This window comes from Actinomadura litoris, assembly GCF_009733595.1.
Taxonomy (GTDB): domain Bacteria; phylum Actinomycetota; class Actinomycetes; order Streptosporangiales; family Streptosporangiaceae; genus Spirillospora; species Spirillospora litoris.
On record NZ_WOFH01000008.1, the window covers coordinates 349,309 to 370,606 of the forward strand.

At 75.4% G+C, this 21,298-nt stretch carries 20 protein-coding genes and 1 riboswitch; of the genes, 9 read left to right on the plus strand and 11 right to left on the minus strand.

Annotated features, from left to right (window positions below; genetic code table 11):
• The first annotated feature begins 47 nt into the window (after positions 1–47).
• The 4 genes from GNZ18_RS23735 to cobM all read left to right on the plus strand — a co-directional run bounded on the left by GNZ18_RS23735 (position 48) and on the right by cobM (position 3,567).
• Positions 48–1,151: a DUF2637 domain-containing protein gene (locus GNZ18_RS23735; RefSeq protein WP_173390871.1), complete on the plus strand. Its 1,104-nt coding sequence runs from the start codon at positions 48–50 to the stop codon at positions 1,149–1,151.
• An 82-nt stretch (positions 1,152–1,233) separates the two neighbouring features.
• Positions 1,234–1,647 (plus strand): pyridoxamine 5'-phosphate oxidase family protein, encoded by a 414-nt coding sequence (locus tag GNZ18_RS23740; RefSeq protein ID WP_156218726.1) that lies wholly within the window; start codon positions 1,234–1,236, stop codon positions 1,645–1,647.
• Complete coding sequence (cbiE, locus tag GNZ18_RS23745; protein ID WP_156218727.1) at positions 1,640–2,830, plus strand: precorrin-6y C5,15-methyltransferase (decarboxylating) subunit CbiE; 1,191 nt, start codon at positions 1,640–1,642, stop codon at positions 2,828–2,830. The genes GNZ18_RS23740 and cbiE overlap by 8 nt, the downstream gene beginning before the upstream one ends.
• Entirely contained in the window at positions 2,827–3,567 is a 741-nt protein-coding gene (gene cobM / locus GNZ18_RS23750) for a precorrin-4 C(11)-methyltransferase (RefSeq protein WP_312874696.1), read from the plus strand. Before cbiE ends, cobM begins: the two co-directional genes overlap by 4 nt.
• 3 nt (positions 3,568–3,570) lie before the next feature.
• On the opposite strand, the gene GNZ18_RS23755 is transcribed toward cobM, so the two are convergent.
• On the minus strand, positions 3,571–4,623 hold the full coding sequence (locus GNZ18_RS23755) for a cobalt-precorrin-5B (C(1))-methyltransferase (protein WP_312874691.1): 1,053 nt from the start codon (positions 4,621–4,623) through the stop codon (positions 3,571–3,573).
• A 23-nt stretch (positions 4,624–4,646) separates the two neighbouring features.
• Between GNZ18_RS23755 and GNZ18_RS23760 the strand changes: the two genes are divergently transcribed.
• Positions 4,647–5,378, plus strand: a complete 732-nt coding sequence (locus GNZ18_RS23760) for a cobalt-precorrin-6A reductase (RefSeq protein WP_156218854.1) — start codon at positions 4,647–4,649, stop codon at positions 5,376–5,378.
• Here the strand turns inward: GNZ18_RS23760 and GNZ18_RS23765 are convergent.
• From GNZ18_RS23765 to GNZ18_RS23785, 5 genes are read right to left on the minus strand one after another with little or no spacing between them, the layout of a single operon-like run.
• Entirely contained in the window at positions 5,369–6,859 is a 1,491-nt protein-coding gene (locus GNZ18_RS23765; RefSeq protein ID WP_156218729.1) for a precorrin-2 C(20)-methyltransferase, read from the minus strand. The two genes, GNZ18_RS23760 and GNZ18_RS23765, sit on opposite strands and share 10 nt — an antisense overlap.
• Positions 6,859–7,479 (minus strand): precorrin-8X methylmutase, encoded by a 621-nt coding sequence (locus tag GNZ18_RS23770; protein ID WP_216651438.1) that lies wholly within the window; start codon positions 7,477–7,479, stop codon positions 6,859–6,861. Before GNZ18_RS23770 ends, GNZ18_RS23765 begins: the two co-directional genes overlap by 1 nt.
• Positions 7,476–8,615: a ferredoxin-like domain-containing protein gene (locus tag GNZ18_RS23775; protein WP_216651429.1), complete on the minus strand. Its 1,140-nt coding sequence runs from the start codon at positions 8,613–8,615 to the stop codon at positions 7,476–7,478. The genes GNZ18_RS23770 and GNZ18_RS23775 overlap by 4 nt, the downstream gene beginning before the upstream one ends.
• Positions 8,616–8,650: 35 nt before the next feature.
• On the minus strand, positions 8,651–9,730 hold the full coding sequence (locus GNZ18_RS23780) for a hypothetical protein (RefSeq protein ID WP_156218730.1): 1,080 nt from the start codon (positions 9,728–9,730) through the stop codon (positions 8,651–8,653).
• Positions 9,731–9,732: 2 nt separating this feature from the next.
• The gene (locus tag GNZ18_RS23785) at positions 9,733–10,797 is read right to left on the minus strand and encodes a hypothetical protein (RefSeq protein ID WP_156218731.1); all 1,065 of its coding nucleotides are present in this window, start codon (positions 10,795–10,797) and stop codon (positions 9,733–9,735) included.
• Positions 10,798–10,886: 89 nt separating this feature from the next.
• A riboswitch (cobalamin riboswitch) is annotated at positions 10,887–11,004 on the plus strand.
• A 45-nt stretch (positions 11,005–11,049) separates the two neighbouring features.
• On the opposite strand from GNZ18_RS23785, the gene cobN reads away from it, so the two are divergent.
• The gene (gene cobN, locus GNZ18_RS23790) at positions 11,050–14,616 is read left to right on the plus strand and encodes a cobaltochelatase subunit CobN (protein ID WP_312874692.1); all 3,567 of its coding nucleotides are present in this window, start codon (positions 11,050–11,052) and stop codon (positions 14,614–14,616) included.
• Between the two features lie 9 nt (positions 14,617–14,625).
• On the opposite strand, the gene GNZ18_RS23795 is transcribed toward cobN, so the two are convergent.
• The 5 genes from GNZ18_RS23795 to GNZ18_RS23815 all read right to left on the minus strand — a co-directional run bounded on the left by GNZ18_RS23795 (position 14,626) and on the right by GNZ18_RS23815 (position 18,599).
• Positions 14,626–15,246, minus strand: coding sequence for an SRPBCC family protein (locus GNZ18_RS23795; protein WP_156218732.1), 621 nt, complete (start codon positions 15,244–15,246; stop codon positions 14,626–14,628).
• Entirely contained in the window at positions 15,246–15,587 is a 342-nt protein-coding gene (locus GNZ18_RS23800; RefSeq protein ID WP_214619944.1) for an ArsR/SmtB family transcription factor, read from the minus strand. The genes GNZ18_RS23795 and GNZ18_RS23800 overlap by 1 nt, the downstream gene beginning before the upstream one ends.
• Before the next feature lie 304 nt (positions 15,588–15,891).
• Positions 15,892–16,494 (minus strand): FMN reductase, encoded by a 603-nt coding sequence (locus tag GNZ18_RS23805; RefSeq protein WP_156218734.1) that lies wholly within the window; start codon positions 16,492–16,494, stop codon positions 15,892–15,894.
• Positions 16,491–17,588: an LLM class flavin-dependent oxidoreductase gene (locus GNZ18_RS23810; protein WP_156218735.1), complete on the minus strand. Its 1,098-nt coding sequence runs from the start codon at positions 17,586–17,588 to the stop codon at positions 16,491–16,493. Before GNZ18_RS23810 ends, GNZ18_RS23805 begins: the two co-directional genes overlap by 4 nt.
• A gap of 96 nt (positions 17,589–17,684) precedes the next feature.
• On the minus strand, positions 17,685–18,599 hold the full coding sequence (locus GNZ18_RS23815; RefSeq protein WP_214619947.1) for a MerR family transcriptional regulator: 915 nt from the start codon (positions 18,597–18,599) through the stop codon (positions 17,685–17,687).
• Positions 18,600–18,683: 84 nt separating this feature from the next.
• Between GNZ18_RS23815 and GNZ18_RS23820 the strand changes: the two genes are divergently transcribed.
• The 3 genes from GNZ18_RS23820 to GNZ18_RS23830 are packed head-to-tail and all read left to right on the plus strand — an operon-like array spanning position 18,684 to position 21,274.
• A complete protein-coding gene (locus tag GNZ18_RS23820) occupies positions 18,684–19,451 on the plus strand; it encodes a maleylpyruvate isomerase family mycothiol-dependent enzyme (RefSeq protein ID WP_156218736.1) in 768 nt (255 codons plus the stop codon).
• Between the two features lie 32 nt (positions 19,452–19,483).
• The gene (locus GNZ18_RS23825) at positions 19,484–20,008 is read left to right on the plus strand and encodes a DinB family protein (protein ID WP_156218737.1); all 525 of its coding nucleotides are present in this window, start codon (positions 19,484–19,486) and stop codon (positions 20,006–20,008) included.
• Positions 20,009–20,041: 33 nt separating this feature from the next.
• The gene (locus GNZ18_RS23830; RefSeq protein ID WP_156218738.1) at positions 20,042–21,274 is read left to right on the plus strand and encodes a M20 metallopeptidase family protein; all 1,233 of its coding nucleotides are present in this window, start codon (positions 20,042–20,044) and stop codon (positions 21,272–21,274) included.
• The last annotated feature ends 24 nt before the right edge of the window (positions 21,275–21,298 follow it).

Here is a 21,298-nt window from a genome sequence, read left to right on the forward strand (position 1 = left end):
AGGCCATCACACGCTGGGGGGCCATCGCTTTCATGGCCGCGGCGGTGATGACCGCCACCGTGGGCGGCTTCGCCCAGTCCTATGCCGGTCTCTACCACTGGGCGCTGGAACACGGCCTTCGCGGCTGGAAGGCCGACTCGTTCCCGCTGCTGGTCGACCTGTTCATCATCGTCGGCGAACTCGGCCTGTTCCTGCTGGCCGTGGACGCCTTCGTGCTGCACCGCCGGCAGCTGCTGAGCTGGCTGGACTTCTTCCTCCCGCTGAGCATCGCGCTCGCGGGCTGGACGGCGAGCCTCATCTTCAACGTCGGCCACGTCGGGCACCGGACGTTCTCCTACCAGGCGACGGCCGCCGTCCCGCCGATCGTGTCGATGCTCGGCCTGTTCGTCCTGCTGCGGACGCTGCACCGGTACGTCTCGCGCGAGGAGGAGCAGGAGCCCAAGCAGCCCGAGCCCCAGCACCGCGCGATCGCCGGGCCCGTCACCCTCCAGCAGATCACGCTGATGCCGCTGCGCAACACCGGCCCGTTCCCGCAGATCCAGGTCCCCGGCCACTCGGGCAAGGCGCTGGAGTCGGGCGACGCGGCCGAGGTGAACGGAACCGGCGTGAACGGGAGCGCGGCGTCCGCGAACGGCGCCCGTGAGCCCGAGCCCGAGCCCGCCGCGTCCGGCGCCGCGTCCGGCGCCGCGTCCGGCGCCGCGTCCGGCGCCGCCGCCGGTGACGGCACGGCGTCCGCCGCCCGCGCCGCGGCGCCGCGTCCCGCGCCGGAGCCCGAGCCGGAACTCGCGGTCGCCAGCGCGGCGGCGCGCAGCGGCCTCAACGGGCACGGCGCCCTCGGCTCCGTCGCCGAGGAGCCCGCTCCCGCGCCCCCGCAGAACGCCGAGACCCTGCGCGCGCTGGTCATCGACGTCCTGGAGCGGCGGCACGGCGACGTCGCCGCGACGCTCGCCGAGGTCCGGGCCGAGGGCTACACCTGCGACGAGGCGGAGATCCAGCGGATCAGCGACAACCACTGGTTCCCGTACGCGGTGTACCGGCTGCTGGCCAAGCACCACGGCGACGGCGACCTGGTCGCCCAGGAGCTGATCTCGCAGGGCATCCTCTACGACCAGTCCGCGCTGGACGAGCTCGTCCGCTCCTGGCGCGTCTGACCCGGCACCGGGTGCGCCGCGGCCGCGGCGCACCCGGACCCTGAAGTGAGAGAGGGGTCCCGCTTCTGGGATCCTGCTGGGCATGCAGGGGACAACACGACACGCGCTCGCGGCCGACGACGAGCGGCTGCTGGCGTTCTGGCGGGAACGGCACCTGTGCACGCTCGCCACCGTCCGCCCGGACGGGACGCCGCACGCGGTCCCGGTCGGGGCCACGCTGGACGCCGCCGCCGGGGTCGTCCGGGTGATCACCTCGGGGACCTCGGCGAAGGCGCGGCTGGTCGCGGCGGCGGGCCCGGACGGGGCCGCGGCGGCCGTGACCCAGGTGGACGGGGCGCGCTGGGCGACGATCGAGGGGCGGGCCGTCCTGCGGACCGACGCGGAGTCGGTGGCCGACGCCGAGCGCCGCTACACCGAGCGCTACCGGGCACCGCGCGCGAACCCGCGCCGGGTCGTCATCGAGATCGCGATCGGCCGGATCCTCGGGCATGTCTGAGGCCCCCGGCGTCACCGTCGTCGGGATCGGCGCGGACGGCTGGGACGGCCTGTCCGGGGCCGCGCGCGAGGCGTTCCGCGCCGCCGAGGTGGTCATGGGGGGCGTGCGCCAGCTCGGTCTCCTGCCGGCGGACCTCGCCGCCGAACGCGTCCCGTGGCCGTCGCCGATGATGCCCGCGCTGCCCGGCCTGTTCGCCGCGCACCGGAACCGCCGGGTCGCGGTCGCGGCGAGCGGCGACCCCATGCTCTACGGCGTCGGGTCGGCGCTGGTGCGGCTGCTGGGGCCGGTGCGGGTGCTGCCGCATCCCTCGTCGGTGTCGCTGGCGTGCGCGCGGCTCGGCTGGCCGGTCGAGGACACCGAGGTCGTCAGCGCGGTGGGGCGCCCGCTCGCCGTACTGGGCGCGGTGCTGGCGGAGGGGCGACGCGTCCTGGTGCTGTCGGCGGGCGCGGCGACGCCCGGCGAGGTCGCGGCGCTGCTGCGCGAGCGCGGGTTCGGCGGCAGCGAGCTGACGCTGCTGGAGCGGCTCGGCGCCCCGGACGAGCGCGTCGGCCCCCTCCACGACGCCCCGGACCCGCTCAACATCGTCGCCGTCCGCTGCCGAGGCGCGGGCACGTCCGCCGTGCCGGGCCTGCCCGACGACGCCTACGAGCACGACGGGCAGCTGACGAAGCGGGAGGTCCGCGCGATCACGCTCGCCCGGCTCGGTCCCGTGCCCGGCGAGCTGCTCTGGGACGTCGGGGCGGGCGCGGGCAGCATCGCCGTCGAATGGGCCCGCGCGCACCGGTCGTGCCGCGCCGTCGCGATCGAGCGGGACGCGGACCGCGCGGAGCGGATCGGGGTGAACGCCGCGTCCCTGGGCGTCCCGGGCGTCCGGGTGGTGACCGGCGCGGCGCCGGGCGCGCTGGCCGGCCTGGACGCCCCGGACGCGGTCTTCGTCGGCGGCGGCGTCACCGCGCCCGGCGTGCTCGACGCGTGCTGGGCCGCGCTCCGTCCGGGCGGGCGCCTGGTGGTGAACGCCGTCACGCTGGAGTCGGAGCAGGTGGTCGCCGAGGCGCGCGGGCGCCTGGGCGGCGAGCTGACCAGGATCGCGATCAGCAGGGCCGCGCCGGTCGGCGGGTTCACGGGATGGAGGCCGATGATGCCGGTGACGCAGTGGACGGTGACCAGGGCGGTGGCGCGGTGACGGTGCACTTCATCGGCGCCGGTCCGGGCGCCGCCGACCTGATGACGGTGCGCGGGCGCGACCTGGTCGCCGCGTCCCCCGTCTGCCTCTACGCGGGGAGCCTCGTCCCGGTGGAGGTGCTGGAGTGGTGCCCGCCGGACGCGCGCCGCGTCGACACCGCCCGCATGGTGCTGGACGACATCGTCGCCGAGCTGGTCGCCGCGCACGCGCGCGGCCAGGACGTGGCGCGGCTGCACTCGGGCGACCCGTCGGTGTTCAGCGCGATGGCCGAGCAGATGCGGCGGCTCGACGCGGCGGGCGTCCCCTACGACGTGACACCGGGCGTCCCCGCGTTCGCCGCCGCGGCCGCCGCGCTGGGCCGGGAGCTGACGGTCCCGGAGGTCGCGCAGACCGTCGTGCTCACCCGCACCTCCGCCCGCGCGACGCCGATGCCGCCGGGCGAGGACCTCGCCGTGCTGGGCCGCGCCCGCGCCACGATCGTGCTGCACCTGGCCGTCCAGCGGATCGAGGCGGTGGTGGCGGAGCTGCTGCCGAACTACGGCGCCGCGTGCCCGGCCGCCGTCGTCGCCTACGCGTCCCGCCCGGACGAGGTGATCCTGCGCGGCACCCTCGGCGACATCGCCGCGCAGGTGCGCGAGGCGGGCGTCGAGCGCACGGCCGTCATCATCGTCGGCGCCGTCCTGGCGGCCGAGAACTTCCCCGGCAGCCACCTGTACTCGGCGGCCCGCCCCCGCTGAGGGTCAGGGGCCGGCGCGGCCGACGATCGTGCCCGCGCGGTCGATGACGATGACGTCGACCGCGACGGGGGCTCCGCGCAGGACGTCCAGGGCGGTGGCGCGGGCGCGGGCCGCCACGAGGTCGCCCAGTGGAACGCCCGCGCGCTGGCAGATCTGGAGCGCGTCGAGGGCGGTGTTGGCGTGCCGGACGCGTTCGGCGGTGCCGGGGTCGGCGACCATCGAGGCGAGGACCGCGAAGTCGACCTGCGAGCGCTTGGAATGCAGGTCGAGGTGCCCGGCGGCGAGCTTGGCGAGCTTGCCGACGCCGCCCGCGACCGTCAGCATCGGCACCGGGTGGCGGCGCAGGTACTTCAGCACGGCGCCCGCGAAGTCGCCCATGTCGAGCAGCGCGTCCTCGGGCAGGCCGTGCAGTTCGGCGGCGGCCTTCTCCGACGTGCTGCCCGTCGCCGCCGCCACGTGGAGGCGCCCGGCGGCGCGCGCGACGTCCACGCCGCGCCGGATGCTGTCGATCCACGCCGAGCACGAGTACGGGACGACGATGCCCGTCGTGCCGAGGATCGACAGCCCCCCGAGGATGCCGAGGCGCGGGTTCCAGGTCTGGCGGGCCAGTTCGGCACCGTCGTCCACGGAGATCTCCACGATCGCGTCGGCGCCGCCGAGGACCTCGCGCATCATCGCCCGGGGCACCGGGTTGATCGCGGGCTCCCCCACCTCCAGCGGCAGGCCGGGACGGGTGACGGTGCCGACGCCGGGGCCCGCGCGGAACACCACGCCGGTGCCGGGCGCGCCGGGGCGGACGGTCGAGCGGACCAGCGCGCCGTGCGTGACGTCCGGGTCGTCTCCGGCGTCCTTGACGATGCCTGCGGTCGCGTACCCGTCGCCGAGCTCCTCCACGGCGAGGGCGAACGCGGGGCGCTGCCCGCGCGGCAGCGTGATCTCGACCGGGTCGGGGAACTCGCCGGTGAGCAGCGCGGCGTGCGCGGCCTTGGTCGCGGCCGTCGCGCAGGCGCCGGTCGTCCACCCGTGCCGCAACCCTCCCGCTCCCGGGCCGCTCACGCCTCTACCATGCCCTCGTGACCATGCGTGTACTGCTGCTGGGCGGCACCGGCGAGGCCCGCGCGCTGGCCGGGCGGCTGGCGGCCGACCCGTCCCGCGAGGTGATCAGCTCCCTGGCGGGGCGCACCGCCGCGCCCGAGCCGCCGCCGGGACGCGTCCGCGTCGGCGGCTTCGGCGGGCCGGACGGCCTCACGGCCTGGCTGCGCGCCGAGCGCGTCGACGCGGTCATCGACGCGACGCACCCGTTCGCGGCGCTGATGACCGCGTCCGCCGTGGTGGCGGCCGGGCGCACGGGCGTCCCGCTGCTGGTGCTGCGCCGCCCCGGCTGGACGCCGCGGGAGGGCGACGACTGGCGGCGCGTCCCCTCGCTGCGGGCCGCCGCCGCGAACCTGCCCGGCGAGCGGGTGTTCCTGACGACCGGCCGCAAGAACCTCGCCGCGTTCGCCGGGGACGCGCGCCGCTGGTTCCTCGTGCGCTCGGTCGACCCGCCCGAACCGCCGGTGCCGCCGCGGATGGAGACCGTCCTCGCCCGGGGGCCGTTCACCGTGGAGGACGAACTGGAGCTGATGCGCGGCCACGCCGTCGACACGCTCGTCACCAAGGACAGCGGCGGCGCGATGACGGCGGCCAAGCTCACCGCCGCGCGGACGCTCGGGCTGCCGGTCGTGATGGTCGACCGCCCGCCCGCGCCCGAGGGCGTCCCCGTCGCCGGGTCGGTCGAGGAGGCGGTCGACTGGCTGGCCGGTCACGGGTAGCGGCGCGGGGTGTAGACGGCCGGGCCGTCCCCGCGCTCGGCCCACCGCGTCTTGGACGAGCCGACGAGCAGCAGGCAGCGCATGTCGACGCCGTCCGCGCCGAGGTCGTCGAGCCGGATCACCCGGACGCTCTCCTCGGGGCCGCCGACGTCGCGTCCGATGACGACCGGGGTGTCCGGGGAGCGGTGCGCGAGCAGGACGTCGCGGGCCTTGGCGACCTGCGCGGTCCGGGTCCGCGACGCCGGGTTGTAGATCGCGATGACGAGGTCGGCCGCGGCGGCGGCCGACAGCCGCGCCTCGATGACGTCCCACGGCTTGAGCCGGTCCGACAGCGACAGCACGCAGTAGTCGTGCCCGAGCGGCGCGCCGACCCGGGACGCGACCGCGTTCGCGGCGGTCAGGCCGGGCAGCACCCGCACCGGGACGTCCCGCCACCGCTCCCCCGCCGCCACCTCCAGCACGGCGGCGGCCATCGCGAACACGCCCGGGTCGCCGGAGGAGACGACCGCGACCCGCCGCCCGCGCTCGGCCAGCGCCAGCGCGAACTCCGCGCGCTCCTCCTCCACCCGGTTGTCGGAGGCGTGCCGGGCCTGCCGGGGGTTGGCGGGCACGCGCGCCAGGTAGGGGGCGTAGCCGACCAGGTCGTCGGCGGCGGCGAGGACGTCCTGCGCCTCGGGCGTCAGCCACCCGCGCCCGGCCGGGCCGAGGCCGACGACCGCGACCTCCCCGGTGCGGGGCGCGGCGCGCTCGGGCAGGCTGCGGCGCGTCTGCTCGTGGACGCGGCTCGGCAGCACCGCGACGGAGAAGTAGGGGACGGTGGCCGGGTCCACGTCCGCGAGCGGCAGCGCGCGCTGCTCCTCGGTCGTGGCGCGCTCGACGTACCAGGCGTCGTTCAGGCGCCCCGCCCGGTCGAGGGCCTGCCGGACGTTGCCGAACGTCCGCCCGAGCTTGAGGATCGCGGCGGAGTCGGTCGCGGCGAGGCGTTCGGCCAGCACGTCCGGCGGCAGCGTCCCCGGCAGGACGGTCAGCACCTCGTCGCGCTCCACCAGCGGCCGCCCCAGCTCGGCGGACGCGCCGCTCACCGACGTCACGCCCGGCACCACCGTCGTCGGATAGCGCCCGTCGAGCCGCTTGTGCAGGTGCATGTAGGAGCCGTAGAAGAACGGGTCGCCCTCGCAGAGCACCACGACGTCGCGTCCGGCGTCCAGGTGCTCGGCCAGCCGCTCCGCGCACCGCGCGTAGAACTCCTCCAGCACCCCCCGGTAGTCGCCGGTCGCCTCGGTCGTGACCGGGTAGACCAGCGCCTCCTCGATCTGCCCCTCCCGCAGGTGCTCGCGCGCGATGGACCGGGCGATGCTGCGCCCGTGCCGTGCCGAGTGGTAGGCGACCACGTCCGCGGCGCCGATGAGCCGGGCCGCCTTCAGCGTGATCAGCTCGGGGTCGCCGGGGCCGAGCCCGACCCCGTACAGGTGTCCGGTCATCACTCTTCCTCGCTGGCGATGGCGTTGACCGCGGCGGCGGTCATGGCGCTGCCGCCCCGCCTCCCGCGCACGACCAGGTAGGGCAGACCCGACGCGGCCAGCGCCTCCTTCGACTCCGCCGCGCCGATGAACCCGACCGGGATCCCGAGCACCGCCGCCGGGACGCCCGCCCCGTCCCGGACCATCTCCAGCAGCCGGAACAGCGCCGTCGGCGCGTTGCCGACCGCCACCACCGACCCGGCGAGGCGGTCGCGCCACAGCTCCAGCGCGGCGGCGCTGCGGGTGGTGCCCAGCTCGCGCGCCAGTCCGGGGACACGCGGGTCGCCGAGCGTGCAGACGACGTCATTGTCCTTCGGCAGCCGCCTGCGCGTCACCCCCGCGGCCACCATCATCGCGTCGCACAGGACGGGCCGCCCGTCCAGCAGCGCGGCGCGCGCCGCCGCGACGACGCCGGGCGCGTGGTCCAGGTCGTCCACCAGGTCCGTCATCCCGCACGCGTGGATCATCCGGACGGCGACCCGGGCGACGTCGGCGGGCAGCCCCGCGAGGTCCGCCTCCGCCCTGATGGTCGCGAACGACCGCCGGTAGATCTCCGCTCCGTCGCGGACGTAGTCGATCACTCGCTCCTCCGTGTCGCGGCGACGGCCGCCGCCGTCGCCGCCAGATCCTCCGGCCGTGCCCGCACCGCGTCGCCCAGCCGCACCTCGTACCCGCCCGGCCCCGCCACGACCGCCACATGCCGGTCGGCCGGTCGCCCGCACTGCCGCTCGCAGCCCGACCAGTGGACGGGCAGGCCGCCCTGTGCACGGCGGGCGCGGGCCGCGTCGGCGCGGACGTCGGTCAGCGACCTGGCGCAGCCCGGCCGCCCGGCGCAGGAGGTCAGCCCCTCCCACTCCGGCGCGGTGACCAGGCCAGGGAAGTCTGGCATGTCCGGAAGGTCCGGAAGCACGACCCCCCGCCACGGCGTGACAATGATCTCCTCGACGCCCCGGAGCGGCGCGGGGTCGAGCCGTCCGAGCGGGACGAGGCCGGAGAACGCCCTCCGCCCGTCCCGCTGGGGGATCTCGCCGAGCGGCGTCCGTCGCGGCACCGCCGGAACCGGCACGGGCTCCTCGCGCCCGCCGGGCAGCGGCAGGCCGCCGGGCAGCTCGGCCACCCGCCACTCCTGCGTCCGGACGCGCAGGAACGCGCGCGCCGCGTCCAGCACGAGCCCGACCGCGTCCTCGGGGCGGACCCGGAGACCGCTGTCGGCACCGGCCAGGACGAGCGCCAGCCGGTCCGGGCCGAGCGCGTAGAGGCCGACGTCGCCGCGCATCGCGACCACGTCGCCGCGGCCGTCGTCGAGCGTGAACAGGAACCGCCCGGACAGCTCCGCCAGCGCGGGATCGGCGCACAGCCCGGCGTCCAGCTCCGCGACGAGGGGGCGGACGTCGAGCAGCCCGGCGCCGTCCCGTCCGGTGAGCACGCTCGCGGCGATGTTGCGGACCCGCTCGTGCGTCGCGGACGGCAGCAGCCCCGCCGCGCGCAGCCGCGCCGCGAGGTCGCGTTCCGCCCCGTCCGCGAGCCCTCTGATCTGCACGTTCGCCCGCGAGGTCAGCTCAAGGAACCCGTCCCCGAGATCGGCGGCGGCGTCCGCGAGCACGGCGAGCCGCGCCCCGCTCACCGCCCCGCCGGGCAACCGGACCCGCGCGAGCCCTCCGTCGGCGGCGGCATGTACCCGCAGAGCCCCCGGACACCCGTCCGCCCCTGACCGCATGCCCGGATCCTAACCCCGCATCACCGCCGCCCCCCTCAGTGCTGGGCGGACGACGCGGAGGCGCACGACAGGGGAGCGCCCCAGTCCGCCAAGTAGAGCCCGTCGACCACCCGGCCGAACGGGTCGACGCCGCCGAGACAGGCGTGCGGGGGCGGGTCGCGGAGGGCGGAGCGGAAGGTCAAAGTGAAACCCCTCTCCGGCGACTCCGTCCAGGTGACGCGCATGCCCCTGCCCTCGGCGAAGGTGAAGTGGGCGGTCGCGGGCGGCGCGCCCCGCCTCATCGTGCCGTCGCCGGTCCGCCCGTCCGGCCGCATGACGGCGCCGGTCAGCCTCGACCCGTCCGGCGCGCGGAACAGGACGCGCCCTGCCCGCAGGTCGGCCCCGCCGGCGCCGGTGTCGAGCGCCCGGACGGTGGCGTGCTCGATGACGGTCCCGACCTGCCCGTAGCGCGCTTCCTCCCGCTTCCCGCCCACGTCACCGAGGGTGTACCCGACGGTACGGCTGTCGGCCGCCCAGATGATCTCACCGAGCACCGTCCCGCCGGACGCGCCCCACGTGCGGCGCCGCCCCGAACCGAGGTCGAGCACGGTGAGCGCCGATCGCGGCGGATCCGCCGGCCGCGGCCTCGCGCCGCACGCGGCGGAGGCGAAGGCGAGACGGCGCCCGTCGGGACTCATCGCGAGACCCGCCACCAGGCCCGGAACCGCGCCGCCCCGCACCGGTTCGAGCCCGGTCACGTGCCCGGCGCGGGTCAACCGGAAGCGGTGCAGGCGCGTCTCGCACCCCGATGACGAGGCCGCGACGAACGCTCCTCCCGGCCCCGCGATGATCTCCCTCGCCGCACCGGTGGACGGAGGCGGCCGCTCGACGTCGGCCACCCGCGTGCGGTGATCGGCCGTGAACGCGTCCACCCGGACCCACGGACCGGAGCCGCGAACCGCCGACTCCACGTTGACCCGGCCCACGGTCACCATGAACAACGGCGCCCGCTCACCGCCGTACGAGCCACGCTCCACCCGAAGCGCCACCCCGCCGACAGACGCGGCGACCAGCACGGCCAGCACGACCGGCGCCGCCCACCGCCGCACCCACCAGAACCCCGGCTCCACGTCCATGATCAGTAGACTAGGGCGGCCCGGCAGAGGCCGAGCCTGTCCTGCGCCGAGTACACCCCTTCAGGCGCCCGGCCGAAGGCGTCGATGCCGTTCAGACAGGCGTAGCGCGCCGTGTCGTCCCCCGTAACGGCGACCCCGATCCCCACGTTCGGCTTGGACTGCCACGTCTCGGTGACGCGCATCGGCTCACCCTCGGTGAAGCCGAAGAGGATGGTGGTCTGGGTCGTCCGGTCGGCCTTGTGGGCGAGGCCGTAGCCGGTGCGCCCGTCCGGGGCCATCATGACGAAGCTGATCCGCCCCGCGTCGGCGGGCGGACGGAACAGGACGCGGCCGCCCCGCAGATCGGTTCCCGCGTCGCCGGTGTCGAGCGCGCGGACGACGAGGTTCCGGATCGTCCCCGCCGGGACATCGCCCAGCGTGTAGCCGACCGTCCGGCTGTCGCGGGCCCACACGATCTCGCCGATGATCGACCCCTCGGGCGCGTCCCAGCCGCGCCGCCGCCCACTGCCGAGATCCACGACGGTCAACACGGCGCGCGGCCGGGACGCCGGTCTCAACCCGCCTTCGCAAGGCGCCGTGGCGAAGGCGGCGCGGCGTCCGTCCGGGCTTATCGCCAGGCCGGCGAGGAGCCCCGGGACGGCGTCTCCCGCCACCGGCGCGAGACCGGTCACATGCCCGTCGCCGGTGAGCCGGAACCGGTGAAGCCGCGACTCGCACGGCTCGGCGCGGGACGAGGCGACGAGGAACGTCCCACCCGGCCCAGCTCGGATCTCCCGCGCCTCGCCCACAGCAGGGGGCGGCTCGACCGCGTCGACGAACCCCGGCCAGTAGCGCCCAGGCCGATGCACCTGGAACCACACCCCGGGCTCACCCCCGGCGTCATGCCCGACCGTGACCTCGAAACGAGGCGTGCGGTACGCCGTCGAATCCGACTTCTGGGCGGGTGTGTCATCCACCAGCAGCCCCGTCACGGCGATGGACGCGGCGACCAGCACGGCCAGCACGACCGGGGCCGCCCAGCGGCGTAACCGCCAGGACGCCGGTTCCCTTTCCTGGATCTCCATCATCCGATGATCATGCCGTTTCCGGGCGGTGCGCCGTGCTCGTTCGCCGTACTCGTCCCGCGACGGGTTAAGGTGAGCCTGGCGACGTGTGGAGGAAGCCGGTGCGAATCCGGCGCGGTCCCGCCACTGTCACCGGGGAGCGGACCCCAGCGAAGGCCACCGTGCGAGCGGGAAGGCCGGGGCGAGCGCCGATCCGGGAGCCAGGAGACTCCGGTCGCCGCCGTTTCAGCCTGCGATTCGGGGCGAGGACCCCGGGTGAGGACGCGATCCGCCGTGATCTTGCTGCTGTCCACCTCGGACACCGACCTGCTCAGTGCGCGTGCCAGTGGCGCGGACTTCCGGCTCGCCAACCCGGCGCGCACCGGGGTGGACGACCTCCCGGGCCTCGTCGAGGGCGTCGACCTCGTCGTCGTGCGGCTCCTCGGGGGGCGGCGCGCCTGGGAGGAGGGGCTCGACGCGCTGCTCGCCGGGCCGCGCCCGGTGGTGGTGCTGAGCGGGGAGCAGTCCCCCGACGCCGAGCTGATGGGGCTGTCGACCGTCCCGGCGGGCGTCAGCGCGGAGGCGCACGCCTACCTCGCCTACGGCGGGCCCGGGAACCTCGCGGAGCTGTTCCGGTTCCTCTCCGACACCGTCCTGCTGACGGGGTTCGGTTTCGGCCCGCCCACCGCGACGCCCACCTGGGGTGTGCTGGAACGCGAAAGCGCCGGGCGGGACGGTGCCCCCGTCGTCGGCGTCCTGTACTACCGCGCCCACCATCTCGCGGGGAACACCGCGTTCGTCGAGGCGCTGTGCGAGGCGATCGAGGACGCGGGCGGGCGGGCCCTCCCGGTGTTCTGCGCGTCGCTGCGGACGGCCGAGGCCGACCTGCTGGAGACCCTCGGACGCGCCGACGCGCTCGTCGTCACCGTCCTCGCGGCGGGCGGGACGCGGCCGGCCACGGCGGGCGCGGGCGGCGACGACGAGGCGTGGGACGTGGGGGCGCTCGCCGGTCTGGACGTGCCGATCCTGCAAGGGCTGTGCCTCACCGGGGAGCGGACCGCGTGGCAGGAGAGCGACGACGGGCTGTCCCCGCTGGACACGGCCACGCAGGTCGCCGTGCCCGAGTTCGACGGGCGGATCATCACGGTCCCGTTCTCGTTCAAGGAGACCGACGAGGACGGGCTCAGCGTCTACGTCGCCGACCCCGAGCGCGCGGCGCGGGTCGCGGGGATCGCCGTCCGGCACGCGGCGCTGCGGCACGTCCCGGCCGGGGAGAAGCGGGTCGCGCTGATGCTGTCGGCCTACCCGACCAAGCACGCGCGCATCGGCAACGCGGTCGGGCTGGACACGCCCGCCAGCGTCGTCGCGCTGCTCGACGCGATGCGCGGGCGCGGCTACGACGTCGGCGACGACCTGCCCGGCGAGGGCGACGCGCTCATGCACGCGCTGATCGCGGCGGGCGGGCAGGACCCCGACTGGCTGACCGAGGCGCAGCTCACCGGCAACCCCGTCCGCATCCCGGCGGGCAGGTACACGGCCTGGTACGCGACGCTCCCGGAGGATCTGCGCGCGGGTGTCGAACGGCAGTGGGGCCCGCCGCCCGGCGAGCTGTTCGTCGACGACTCGGGCGGCGAACCGGAGATCGTGCTCGCGGCGCTGCGGTCGGGGAACGTGGTGCTGATCGTCCAGCCGCCGCGCGGGTTCGGCGAGAACCCGGTCGCGATCTACCACGACCCGGACCTGCCGCCCAGCCACCACTACCTGGCCGCCTACCGGTGGATCGCCGACGAGTTCGGCGCGCACGCGGTCGTCCACGTCGGCAAGCACGGCAACCTGGAGTGGCTGCCCGGCAAGTCCGCCGGGATGTCGGCCTCGTGCGGCCCGGACGCGGCGATCGGCGACCTGCCACTGATCTACCCGTTCCTCGTGAACGACCCCGGCGAGGGGACGCAGGCCAAGCGGCGCGCGCACGCGACGCTGGTCGACCATTTGATCCCGCCGATGGCGCGCGCGGAGAGCTACGGCGACATCGCCCGGCTCGAACAGCTCCTGGACGAGCACGCCAACATCGCCGCGCTGGACCCGGCGAAGCTCCCGGCGATCCGCGCGCAGATCTGGACGCTGATCCAGGCGGCGCGGCTCGACCACGACCTCGGCCTGGACGACCGCCCGCACGACGCGGAGTTCGACGACTTCCTCCTGCACGTGGACGGCTGGCTGTGCGAGGTGAAGGACGTCCAGATCCGCGACGGGCTGCACGTGCTCGGCGCCGCGCCCGAGGGCGACACGCGCGTCGACCTGGTGCTGGCGATGCTGCGGGCCCGGCAGATGTGGGGCGGGTCGGTGTCGCTGCCCGGCCTGCGCGAGGCCCTCGGGCTGGACGTGGACAGCACGGTCCGGCAGGACGTCGACGCCATCGAGGAGCGGGCGCGGGCGCTGGTCGCCGCGATGGAGGAACGCGGCTGGGACCCGTCGGCGGCCGGGGAGCTCGCGGACGGGCAGGTCGCGGAGATCCTGCGGTTCGCCGCGTCCGAGATCGTGCCCCGGCTCGCCCGCACGGCCGACGAGATCGGGAACGTGCTGCACGCGCTGGAGGGCGGCTACGTCCCGGCCGGGCCGAGCGGCTCGCCGCTGCGCGGGCTCGTCAACGTCCTGCCGACGGGGCGGAACTTCTACTCGGTCGACCCGAAGGCCGTCCCGAGCCGCCTCGCCTACGAGACCGGCCGCGCGATGGCCGACTCGCTGCTCGCCCGCTACCGCGAGGACACCGGCGAGTGGCCGCGCTCGGTCGGCCTGTCGGTGTGGGGCACCAGCGCGATGCGCACCTCCGGCGACGACATCGCCGAGGTGCTCGCGCTGCTCGGCGTCCGGCCGGTGTGGGACGAGGCGTCCCGCCGCGTGACCGGCCTGGAGCCCGTCCCGCTGGAGGAGCTGGGCCGCCCGCGCGTCGATGTCACGATCCGGATCAGCGGGTTCTTCCGCGACGCGTTCCCGCACGCGGTGACCATGCTCGATGATGCCGTCCGGCTCGCGGCGGGCCTGGACGAGCCCGACGAGGACAACCACGTCCGCGCCCACGTCCGCGCCGACCGGGAGGCGCACGGCGACGAGCGGCGCGCGACCCTGCGGGTGTTCGGGTCGCGGCCCGGCGCGTACGGGGCGGGGATCCTCCCGCTGATCGACAGCCGCAACTGGCGCGACGACTCCGACCTCGCGGAGGTGTACGCGGTGTGGGGCGGCTACGCCTACGGCCGCGGCCTCGACGGCGTGCCCGCGCGCGGCGACATGGAGAACGCCTACCGGCGGATCAGCGTGGCGGCCAAGAACACCGACACGCGCGAGCACGACATCGCCGACTCCGACGACTACTTCCAGTACCACGGCGGCATGATCGCGACCGTGCGGGCGCTCACCGGCAAGGCGCCGAGGGCCTACATCGGCGACAGCACCCGACCCGACGCCGTCCGCACCCGCACGCTGGACGAGGAGACGTCCCGGGTGTTCCGCGCCCGCGTCGTCAACCCGCGCTGGCTGGCGGCGATGCGCCGGCACGGCTACAAGGGCGCGTTCGAGCTGGCCGCGACCGTCGACTACCTGTTCGGCTACGACGCGACCGCCGGGGTCGTCGCCGACTGGATGTATGAGAAGCTCGCGCACACCTACGCGCTGGACGAGGAGAACCAGAGGTTCTTCAACGAGTCCAACCCGTGGGCCCTGCACGGCATCACCGAGCGCCTGCTGGAGGCGGCCGACCGGGGCATGTGGGAGCACCCCGACCAGGACACCCTGGACGCCCTCAAGCGCCTCTACCTCGAAGTCGAGGGCGACCTCGAAGAGGACTGACCGCCCGCGTCAGCCCATGTAGGCGGCGATCGTGCGCTCCGCGCAGGCGCGGGCGAGCGCGGCGTCGCCGTCGGCGGCCGCGTGGGCCTCGCCCCACGCGGCCCCGCTGAGCCGCATGAACTCCTTGCCCTCGGCGGTTCCGGGCCAGTCCGTCCCGATCGGGAGCGGGGCCCCGCCCGACGCCAGGTGCAGCGCCAGGCCGAGGACGCTGAGGTCCCAGCCGATGCCGACGGCGCCGGGGCCGAACTCCTCCCAGCGGTCGTCGACGTGGGCGATGTGCTCCAGCTCGAACCGCGTCCGGCCGCCCGGCTCGGGCGCCAGCCGCACCTCGATCCAGCTCACCTGGCCGCCGAACTCCCAGGTCGCGGCGAACCCCTTGGGCGGGTCGCAGCGCTCGATCGTCCCGCCCGCGTTGCCGTCGAGCTGGTAGTGGCCGCCGAGCCGCAGCTCGCCCGAGACGGGCAGGAACCAGCGCGGGATGCGCTCGGCGTTGGTGCAGGCGTCCCACACCTCCTCGACCGCGGCGTCGTAGCTCTGGCTGATCGTGGCGGTGCGGGCGGTGCCCGCCTCCAGCACCCGGTCGCCGACCCGGCGCCGAACGGCGTTGATCTGCTCGGTCACTTCGATCATCATTCGCTCCCTGGTGGTCGTCGCGCGCGCCTGCCCCGGGCCAGTTCGGTCCCGAGCGCGTCCAGGCGCGGGGCCCAGTACCGGCGGAAGCGGTCGAGCCAGGCGTCGACCTCCCGCAGCGGCGCCGCGTCGACCGCGTAGAGGCGGCGCGTGCCCTCGGCGCGCACCACCGCGAACCCCGCCTCGCGCAGCACCCGCAGGTGCTGCGACACGGCGGGCTGCGAGATCCCGAACTCCTCCTGGATGACCGCCGACACCTCGCCCGAGGAGCGCTCGCCGTCCGCGAGCACCTCCAGGATCCGGCGCCTGACCGGGTCGCCCAGCACATCGAAGGCGTGCACGGCGACCAAGGTACAGCGTCTGCTTATATAAGTCACGTCTGAAATTAGGAGGCCCCGGACGGCCATCGCGTAGGCGTGGAACCTCAGGCCGGGGATCTTCTCGATCCGGCGGGAGGTGCGGCCCCGCCGGCAGCCGCGCGAGCTCGCGGAACCGGTCGACGCCGCGCAGGCCGGGGACGAACGGAAAGGTGCCGCTCCGCTCCCCCGCCGCGGCCGCCACCGGGCACGCGGGCCCTGGACGTCGCGGCGGCCTCGGTCGTCCATCGCGAGGCCCGGCACGCGGCCTGGGCCTCACCGTGGACCTCTAGCCCCCGCCCGCCAGCAGTTCCGCGAAGGGGACCGGGTCCTCGTAGGGGTCGCTCTTGGCGGCGGCGGGACGCGCCTCGATCAGGGCGGCCAGCTCCGCGCCCGCGCGGGCGATCCGGTCGGCGAGGTCGCTCTGGGCGGCGCCCGCGCCCCAGTCCTCGGGCGCCGCGTACACGGCGGTCGGGACGGGCGCGGCCCGCAGGTAGGCGAACAGCGGGCGCATCGCGTGGTCGATCGCGAGCGAGTGCCGCGCGGTGCCGCCGGTCGCGCCGAGCAGCACCGGCCTCCCCTCCAGCGCGCCCGGTTCGAGGACGTCGAAGAACGTCTTGAACAGGCCGCTGTAGGTGGCGTTGAAGACGGGCGTGACGGCGATCAGGCCGTCCGCGCCGGTCACGGCCTCGACGGCGGCGCGGAACGGCCCCGACGGGAAGCCGGTGAGCGCCGCGTCGACGATCGCGTGCGCGTGGTCGCGCAGCTCGACGTGCTCGACGGGGAGGTCGCGGCCGAGCGCGGCGGTGGTCGCGGCGGCGAGCCGGTCGGCGAGCAGGCGGGTGGACGAGGGCTGCCCGAGCCCGGCGGAGACGACGGCGAGCCCGCTCATCGGACGACCTCCTCACCGGTCCGCTTCGCGGCGGCCAGGGACGCGTGCGTCGGCGCGGTCGCCGGGACGTGCGCCGGACGCAGCGCCTCGAACTCCTTGCGCAGCACCGGAACGACCTCCTCGCCCAGCATGTCGACCTGCTCCAGGACGGTCTTCAGCGGCAGGCCCGCGTGGTCGATCAGGAAGAGCTGCCGCTGGTAGTCGCCGAAGTAGTCGCGGAACGTCAGCGTCTTCTCGATCACCTGCTCCGGGCTGCCCACCGTCAGCGGCGTCTCGGCGGTGAACTCCTCCAGCGAGGGCCCGTGCCCGTACACCGGCGCGTTGTCGAAGTAGGGGCGGAACTCCCGGACGGCGTCCTGCGAGTTGCGCCGCATGAACACCTGCCCGCCCAGGCCCACGATCGCCTGGTCGGCGGCGCCGTGCCCGTAGTGCTCGTAGCGGCGCCGGTAGAGCGCGATGAGGCGCTGGAAGTGCTCCTTCGGCCAGAAGATGTGGTTGGCGAAGAAGCCGTCGCCGTAGTAGGCGGCCTGCTCGGCGATCTCGGGGCTGCGGATCGAGCCGTGCCAGACGAAGGGCGGCACGCCGTCCAGCGGGCGCGGCGTCGAGGTGAACGCCTGGAGCGGGGTGCGGTGCTCGCCCTGCCAGTCGACGACGTCCTCGCGCCAGAGCCGGTGGAGGAGGTTGTAGTTCTCGATGGCGAGCGCGATGCCGTCCCGGATGTCCTTGCCGAACCACGGATAGACGGGGCCGGTGTTGCCGCGTCCCATCATCAGGTCGACCCGGCCGTCGGCCAGGTGCTGGAGCATCGCGAAGTCCTCGGCGATCTTCACCGGGTCGTTGGTGGTGATCAGCGTGGTCGCGGTGGACAGGATCAGCCGCTCGGTCCGGGCCGCGATGTAGCCGAGCATGGTCGTCGGCGAGGACGGCACGAACGGCGGGTTGTGGTGTTCGCCGGTGGCGAACACGTCCAGCCCGGCCTGCTCGGCCCGCTCCGCGATCGCGACCATGGCCTTGATCCGCTCCGCCTCGGACGGCGCGCGCCCGGTCGTCGGGTCCGGGGTGACGTCGCCGACCGAGAAGATCCCGAACTGCATGCCGGCCTCCAAGGTAGTAGAAACTTCAATCGACCTACCGGAACCGCATCATCACCCACGCTATTCCACCCGGTCAGACCCCTGTGCCCCCGGCGGTCAGGCGACCGCGCGGGCGAGGGAGTCGACCAGCCAGATGTGCGCGCCGCCGCCGTTGACGCGCTCGCCCGTGACCGCGCCGTAGAGCGTCCAGTACCGGCGCATGCGGGGATCGGCGTCCACGGAGGTGCCGGCGAACAGCGCGCGACGGAACTCCGGGGTGTCGCGCTCGCCGCGCGCGAACGCGTGCGCGTCCACGTAGACGTCCAGTTCGGGGCCGGGGCGCGGCTCCTCCCCGGCGGCGACCTTCGGCAGCGCCAACCGGACCGCCGCCGACATGCCGCTCAGCAGCGTCCGCTCGTCCCGGACCTCCGCGGCGTTGGCGCGCCCGCGCGCGAGCATCCGGCGGAGCAGCGAGCGGTCCCCGACCAGCGCGACCATCTCGGCGTAGGCGAGCACCTGCCCCGGCGTCGGGACCTCGGGCGGCGGCGGGACGCTCATGTCCACGAACGAGAACTCGATCTCGGGCGAGACCGGCGCCAGCACGAGCCGCCGCCAGAACCCCGCGAGGACGTCCCGGGCGGCGGGGCCGTCCTCGACGGCGGCCAGCAGTTCCAGCCGCGCGGCCCGCTCGGCCGGGCCCGCCTCCTCGACCGCGCGCAGCGCCGCGCGGCGCCAGGCGAGCGCGGCCAGCTCGACGTCCATCGCGGCCCGCTCGGCGGCGGCCGCGTCGCCGACCGACCGCTCCCCGCGCAGCACGGACGCGATCGCGGGCAGCCCCAGGCCGAGGCCCCGCAGCCGCCGGACGAGCCGGAGCCGCTCCACGGCGGCGGGCCCGAACCGCCGGTGCCCGCCCGCGCTGCGCGCCGGTTCGAGGAGGCCCTCGTCGCAGTAGAACCGGATCGTCCGGACGGGCACGCCGGTCACGGCCGCCAGGTCGCCGATCCCCAGCGCCTCCGCTGTGGCGTGCGTCACATCCACTTGAACCTCCACCCGGGTGGAACTCCTACGTTACGGGCGCGCCCGGAGGACGGGGCACCCGGATGAGAGGACACCGACATGAGGACACCGGAACCCGCACGGCTCGCCGAGGGGCTGCGCGCGCACACCGCCGCGCTGGCCGAGGCCGTCACGGGGGCCGACCCGGCGGCGCCCGTGCCGACCTGCCCCGAGTGGCGCCTGCGCGACCTCGTCGGGCACGTCGGCCAGGCGCACCGCTGGACGACGGCCCTGGTGCGGACGGGCGCGGCCGACGCCGTGCCCGACCCGGCCGACGCCGACCCCGGCCCGCCCGACGTCTGGCGCGGCTGGCTGAACGAGGGCGCCGAGGATCTGGCCAAGGCCGCCGAGGACGTGGGCCCCGAGACGGTCGTGCGCGCCTTCGTCGGCCCGCTGCCGGTGGCGTTCTGGCTGCGGCGGATGGCGCACGAGACGGCCGTCCACCACGCGGACGCGGCGCTCGCCACCGGCGCGGCGTTCACGATCGCGCCCGACCTCGCCTCCGACGCGATCCGCGAGGCACTGGAGTTCATGGCCTCGCCCGTCGCGGAGGACCTCAGGCCGGGGCTGGCCGCCCTGCGCGGGCAGGACCAGAGCATCCACCTGGACCCCGAGGACATGGACAACCCGGGGTGGCTGATCACCCGGACGCCGGAGGGCCCGCGCTGGGACCACGCGGACGGCGAGACCGCGGACGTCTCGCTGGGCGCGCCCGTCCGGGACCTGCTGCTGGTGTTCACCCGGCGGCTCCCCCTGGAGGACGCCGACGCGGTGGTCACCGGGGAGCGGGCCCTGCTCGACCACTGGCTGGCCTGCACCGCGTTCTGACGCGCCGGGGCGCCTCGGGCTAGGGTCGGCCCATGGTGACGCCCGTGCAACCGCCGCCCGAACCGTCCAACAAGCTGACCGACCCGCGCGAGCTGCTCGCCGGCTACCTCGACTTCTACCGGGACGCGCTGCTGCGCAAGCTGGACGGGATGCCCGAGGCGGCGCTGCGCGCGAGCGCGCTGCCGTCCGGGTGGACGCCGCTGGAGCTGCTCAAGCACCTGACCTACGTCGAGGTCCGGTGGCTGCGCTGGGGCTTCGCGGCGGAGGAGATCGCCGTGCCCTACGGCGAGTTCGGGCCGGACGACCGCTGGCACGTGGGCGAGGAGGAGACCCTCGACGAGCTGAGGGCCGCCTTCCTCGACACGTGCGAGCGGTCCCGCCGGATCGTCGGCGCGGCCCGGCTGGAGGACTTCGCGGCGGAGGGCGGGCGGTTCGACGAGCCGGGTCAGGAGCCATCGCTGATCTGGATCCTGTTCCACGTCCTGCAGGAGTACGCGCGCCATCTCGGCCACCTGGACGTCGTGCGCGAACTGGCGGATGGGACGATCGGCGAGTAGCGCCGCCCCCCGCACAGCTCAGGAGGAGACATTTTGAGCCGATCCCCGAACGCCCCCGGTTCACTGCGCGACGACGCCGCCGCGCTCCACGACGACCTCGCCCGGCTGCGCCTCGACCTGCACCGGGAGCCCGAACTCGGTCTCGACCTGCCGCGCACGCAGGAGAAGGTGCTCGCGGCGCTGGACGGCCTGCCGCTGGAGATCACCACCGGGAAGCGGCTGTCCTCGGTGACGGCGGTGCTGCGCGGCGCCCGGCCGGGGCCGACCGTGCTGCTGCGCGGCGACATGGACGCGCTGCCGGTCGCCGAGCGCGGCGACGCCGACACGATCTCGCGGGTCGACGGGCGGATGCACGCCTGCGGCCACGACCTGCACACCTCGATGCTGGCGGGCGCGGCGAAGCTGCTGTCGGCGCACCGCGACGACCTCGCGGGCGACGTCGTGTTCATGTTCCAGCCCGGTGAGGAGGGCCTCGGCGGCGCCCGCATCATGATCGAGGAGGGGGTGCTGGAGGCGTCCGGGGAGCGGCCGGTCGCCGCGTACGCGCTGCACGTGTTCTCCTCCGGGCTGCCGAACGGCGCCTTCTCCAGCCGGGGCGGGCCGATCATGGCCGCCGCCGACCGGCTGCGGGTGACGGTCCGCGGCGCGGGCGGCCACGGCTCCACGCCGCACCGTGCCAAGGACCCGCTGCCCGTCGCGGCCGAGATGGTCACCGCGCTCCAGACGATGGTGACCCGCGCGTTCGACGCGTTCGACCCCGTGGTCATCACGATCGGATCGTTCCACTCCGGGACGGTGGACAACGTCATCCCGGACGAGGCGTCCTTCTCCGGCACGGTCCGCTCGTTCTCGGCCGCCGCGCACGAGCGGCTGAAGGAGCGCACGGTCGCGCTGCTGGAGGGCCTGGCGCGGGCGCACGGCCTGGAGGCCGACGTCACCTACTTCGCCGACTACCCCGTCACGGTCAACGACGGCGGCGAGGCCGCGTTCGTCGCCGACACCGTCCGCGACGCCTACGGGGAGGACCGGTACGTCGCCGCGCCGCGTCCGATGCCCGCCTCCGAGGACTTCTCGTTCATCTGCAACGAGGTGCCGTCGGCGTTCATCGCGCTCGGCGCCTGCCCGCCCGGCCTCGACCCGGCCAGGGCCGCCTTCAACCACTCCCCCGAGGCCCGCTACGACGACGGGGTGCTGGCCGACGGCGCGGCCCTGTACGCCGAACTCGCCGCCCGCCGCCTGGCGGCCTCCCCGCCCCGCCCTTTCTGAGCAGCCCCTTCTGAGCAGCCCCTT

Coding starts and splice junctions, on each gene's coding strand:
- GNZ18_RS23805 (WP_156218734.1), bottom strand. CDS start 16,494: ATGAGCGGGCTCGCCGTCGTCTCCGCCGGGCTCGGGCAGCCCTCGTCC.
- GNZ18_RS23810 (WP_156218735.1), bottom strand. CDS start 17,588: ATGCAGTTCGGGATCTTCTCGGTCGGCGACGTCACCCCGGACCCGACG.
- GNZ18_RS23765 (WP_156218729.1), bottom strand. CDS start 6,859: ATGACCGGACACCTGTACGGGGTCGGGCTCGGCCCCGGCGACCCCGAG.
- GNZ18_RS23825 (WP_156218737.1), top strand. CDS start 19,484: ATGGTGACGCCCGTGCAACCGCCGCCCGAACCGTCCAACAAGCTGACC.
- GNZ18_RS23760 (WP_156218854.1), top strand. CDS start 4,647: ATGCGTGTACTGCTGCTGGGCGGCACCGGCGAGGCCCGCGCGCTGGCC.
- GNZ18_RS23785 (WP_156218731.1), bottom strand. CDS start 10,797: ATGATGGAGATCCAGGAAAGGGAACCGGCGTCCTGGCGGTTACGCCGC.
- cbiE (WP_156218727.1), top strand. CDS start 1,640: ATGTCTGAGGCCCCCGGCGTCACCGTCGTCGGGATCGGCGCGGACGGC.
- GNZ18_RS23735 (WP_173390871.1), top strand. CDS start 48: ATGACCGCCACCGTGGGCGGCTTCGCCCAGTCCTATGCCGGTCTCTAC.
- GNZ18_RS23740 (WP_156218726.1), top strand. CDS start 1,234: ATGCAGGGGACAACACGACACGCGCTCGCGGCCGACGACGAGCGGCTG.
- GNZ18_RS23775 (WP_216651429.1), bottom strand. CDS start 8,615: ATGCGGTCAGGGGCGGACGGGTGTCCGGGGGCTCTGCGGGTACATGCC.
- GNZ18_RS23795 (WP_156218732.1), bottom strand. CDS start 15,246: ATGATCGAAGTGACCGAGCAGATCAACGCCGTTCGGCGCCGGGTCGGC.
- GNZ18_RS23820 (WP_156218736.1), top strand. CDS start 18,684: ATGAGGACACCGGAACCCGCACGGCTCGCCGAGGGGCTGCGCGCGCAC.
- GNZ18_RS23780 (WP_156218730.1), bottom strand. CDS start 9,730: ATGGACGTGGAGCCGGGGTTCTGGTGGGTGCGGCGGTGGGCGGCGCCG.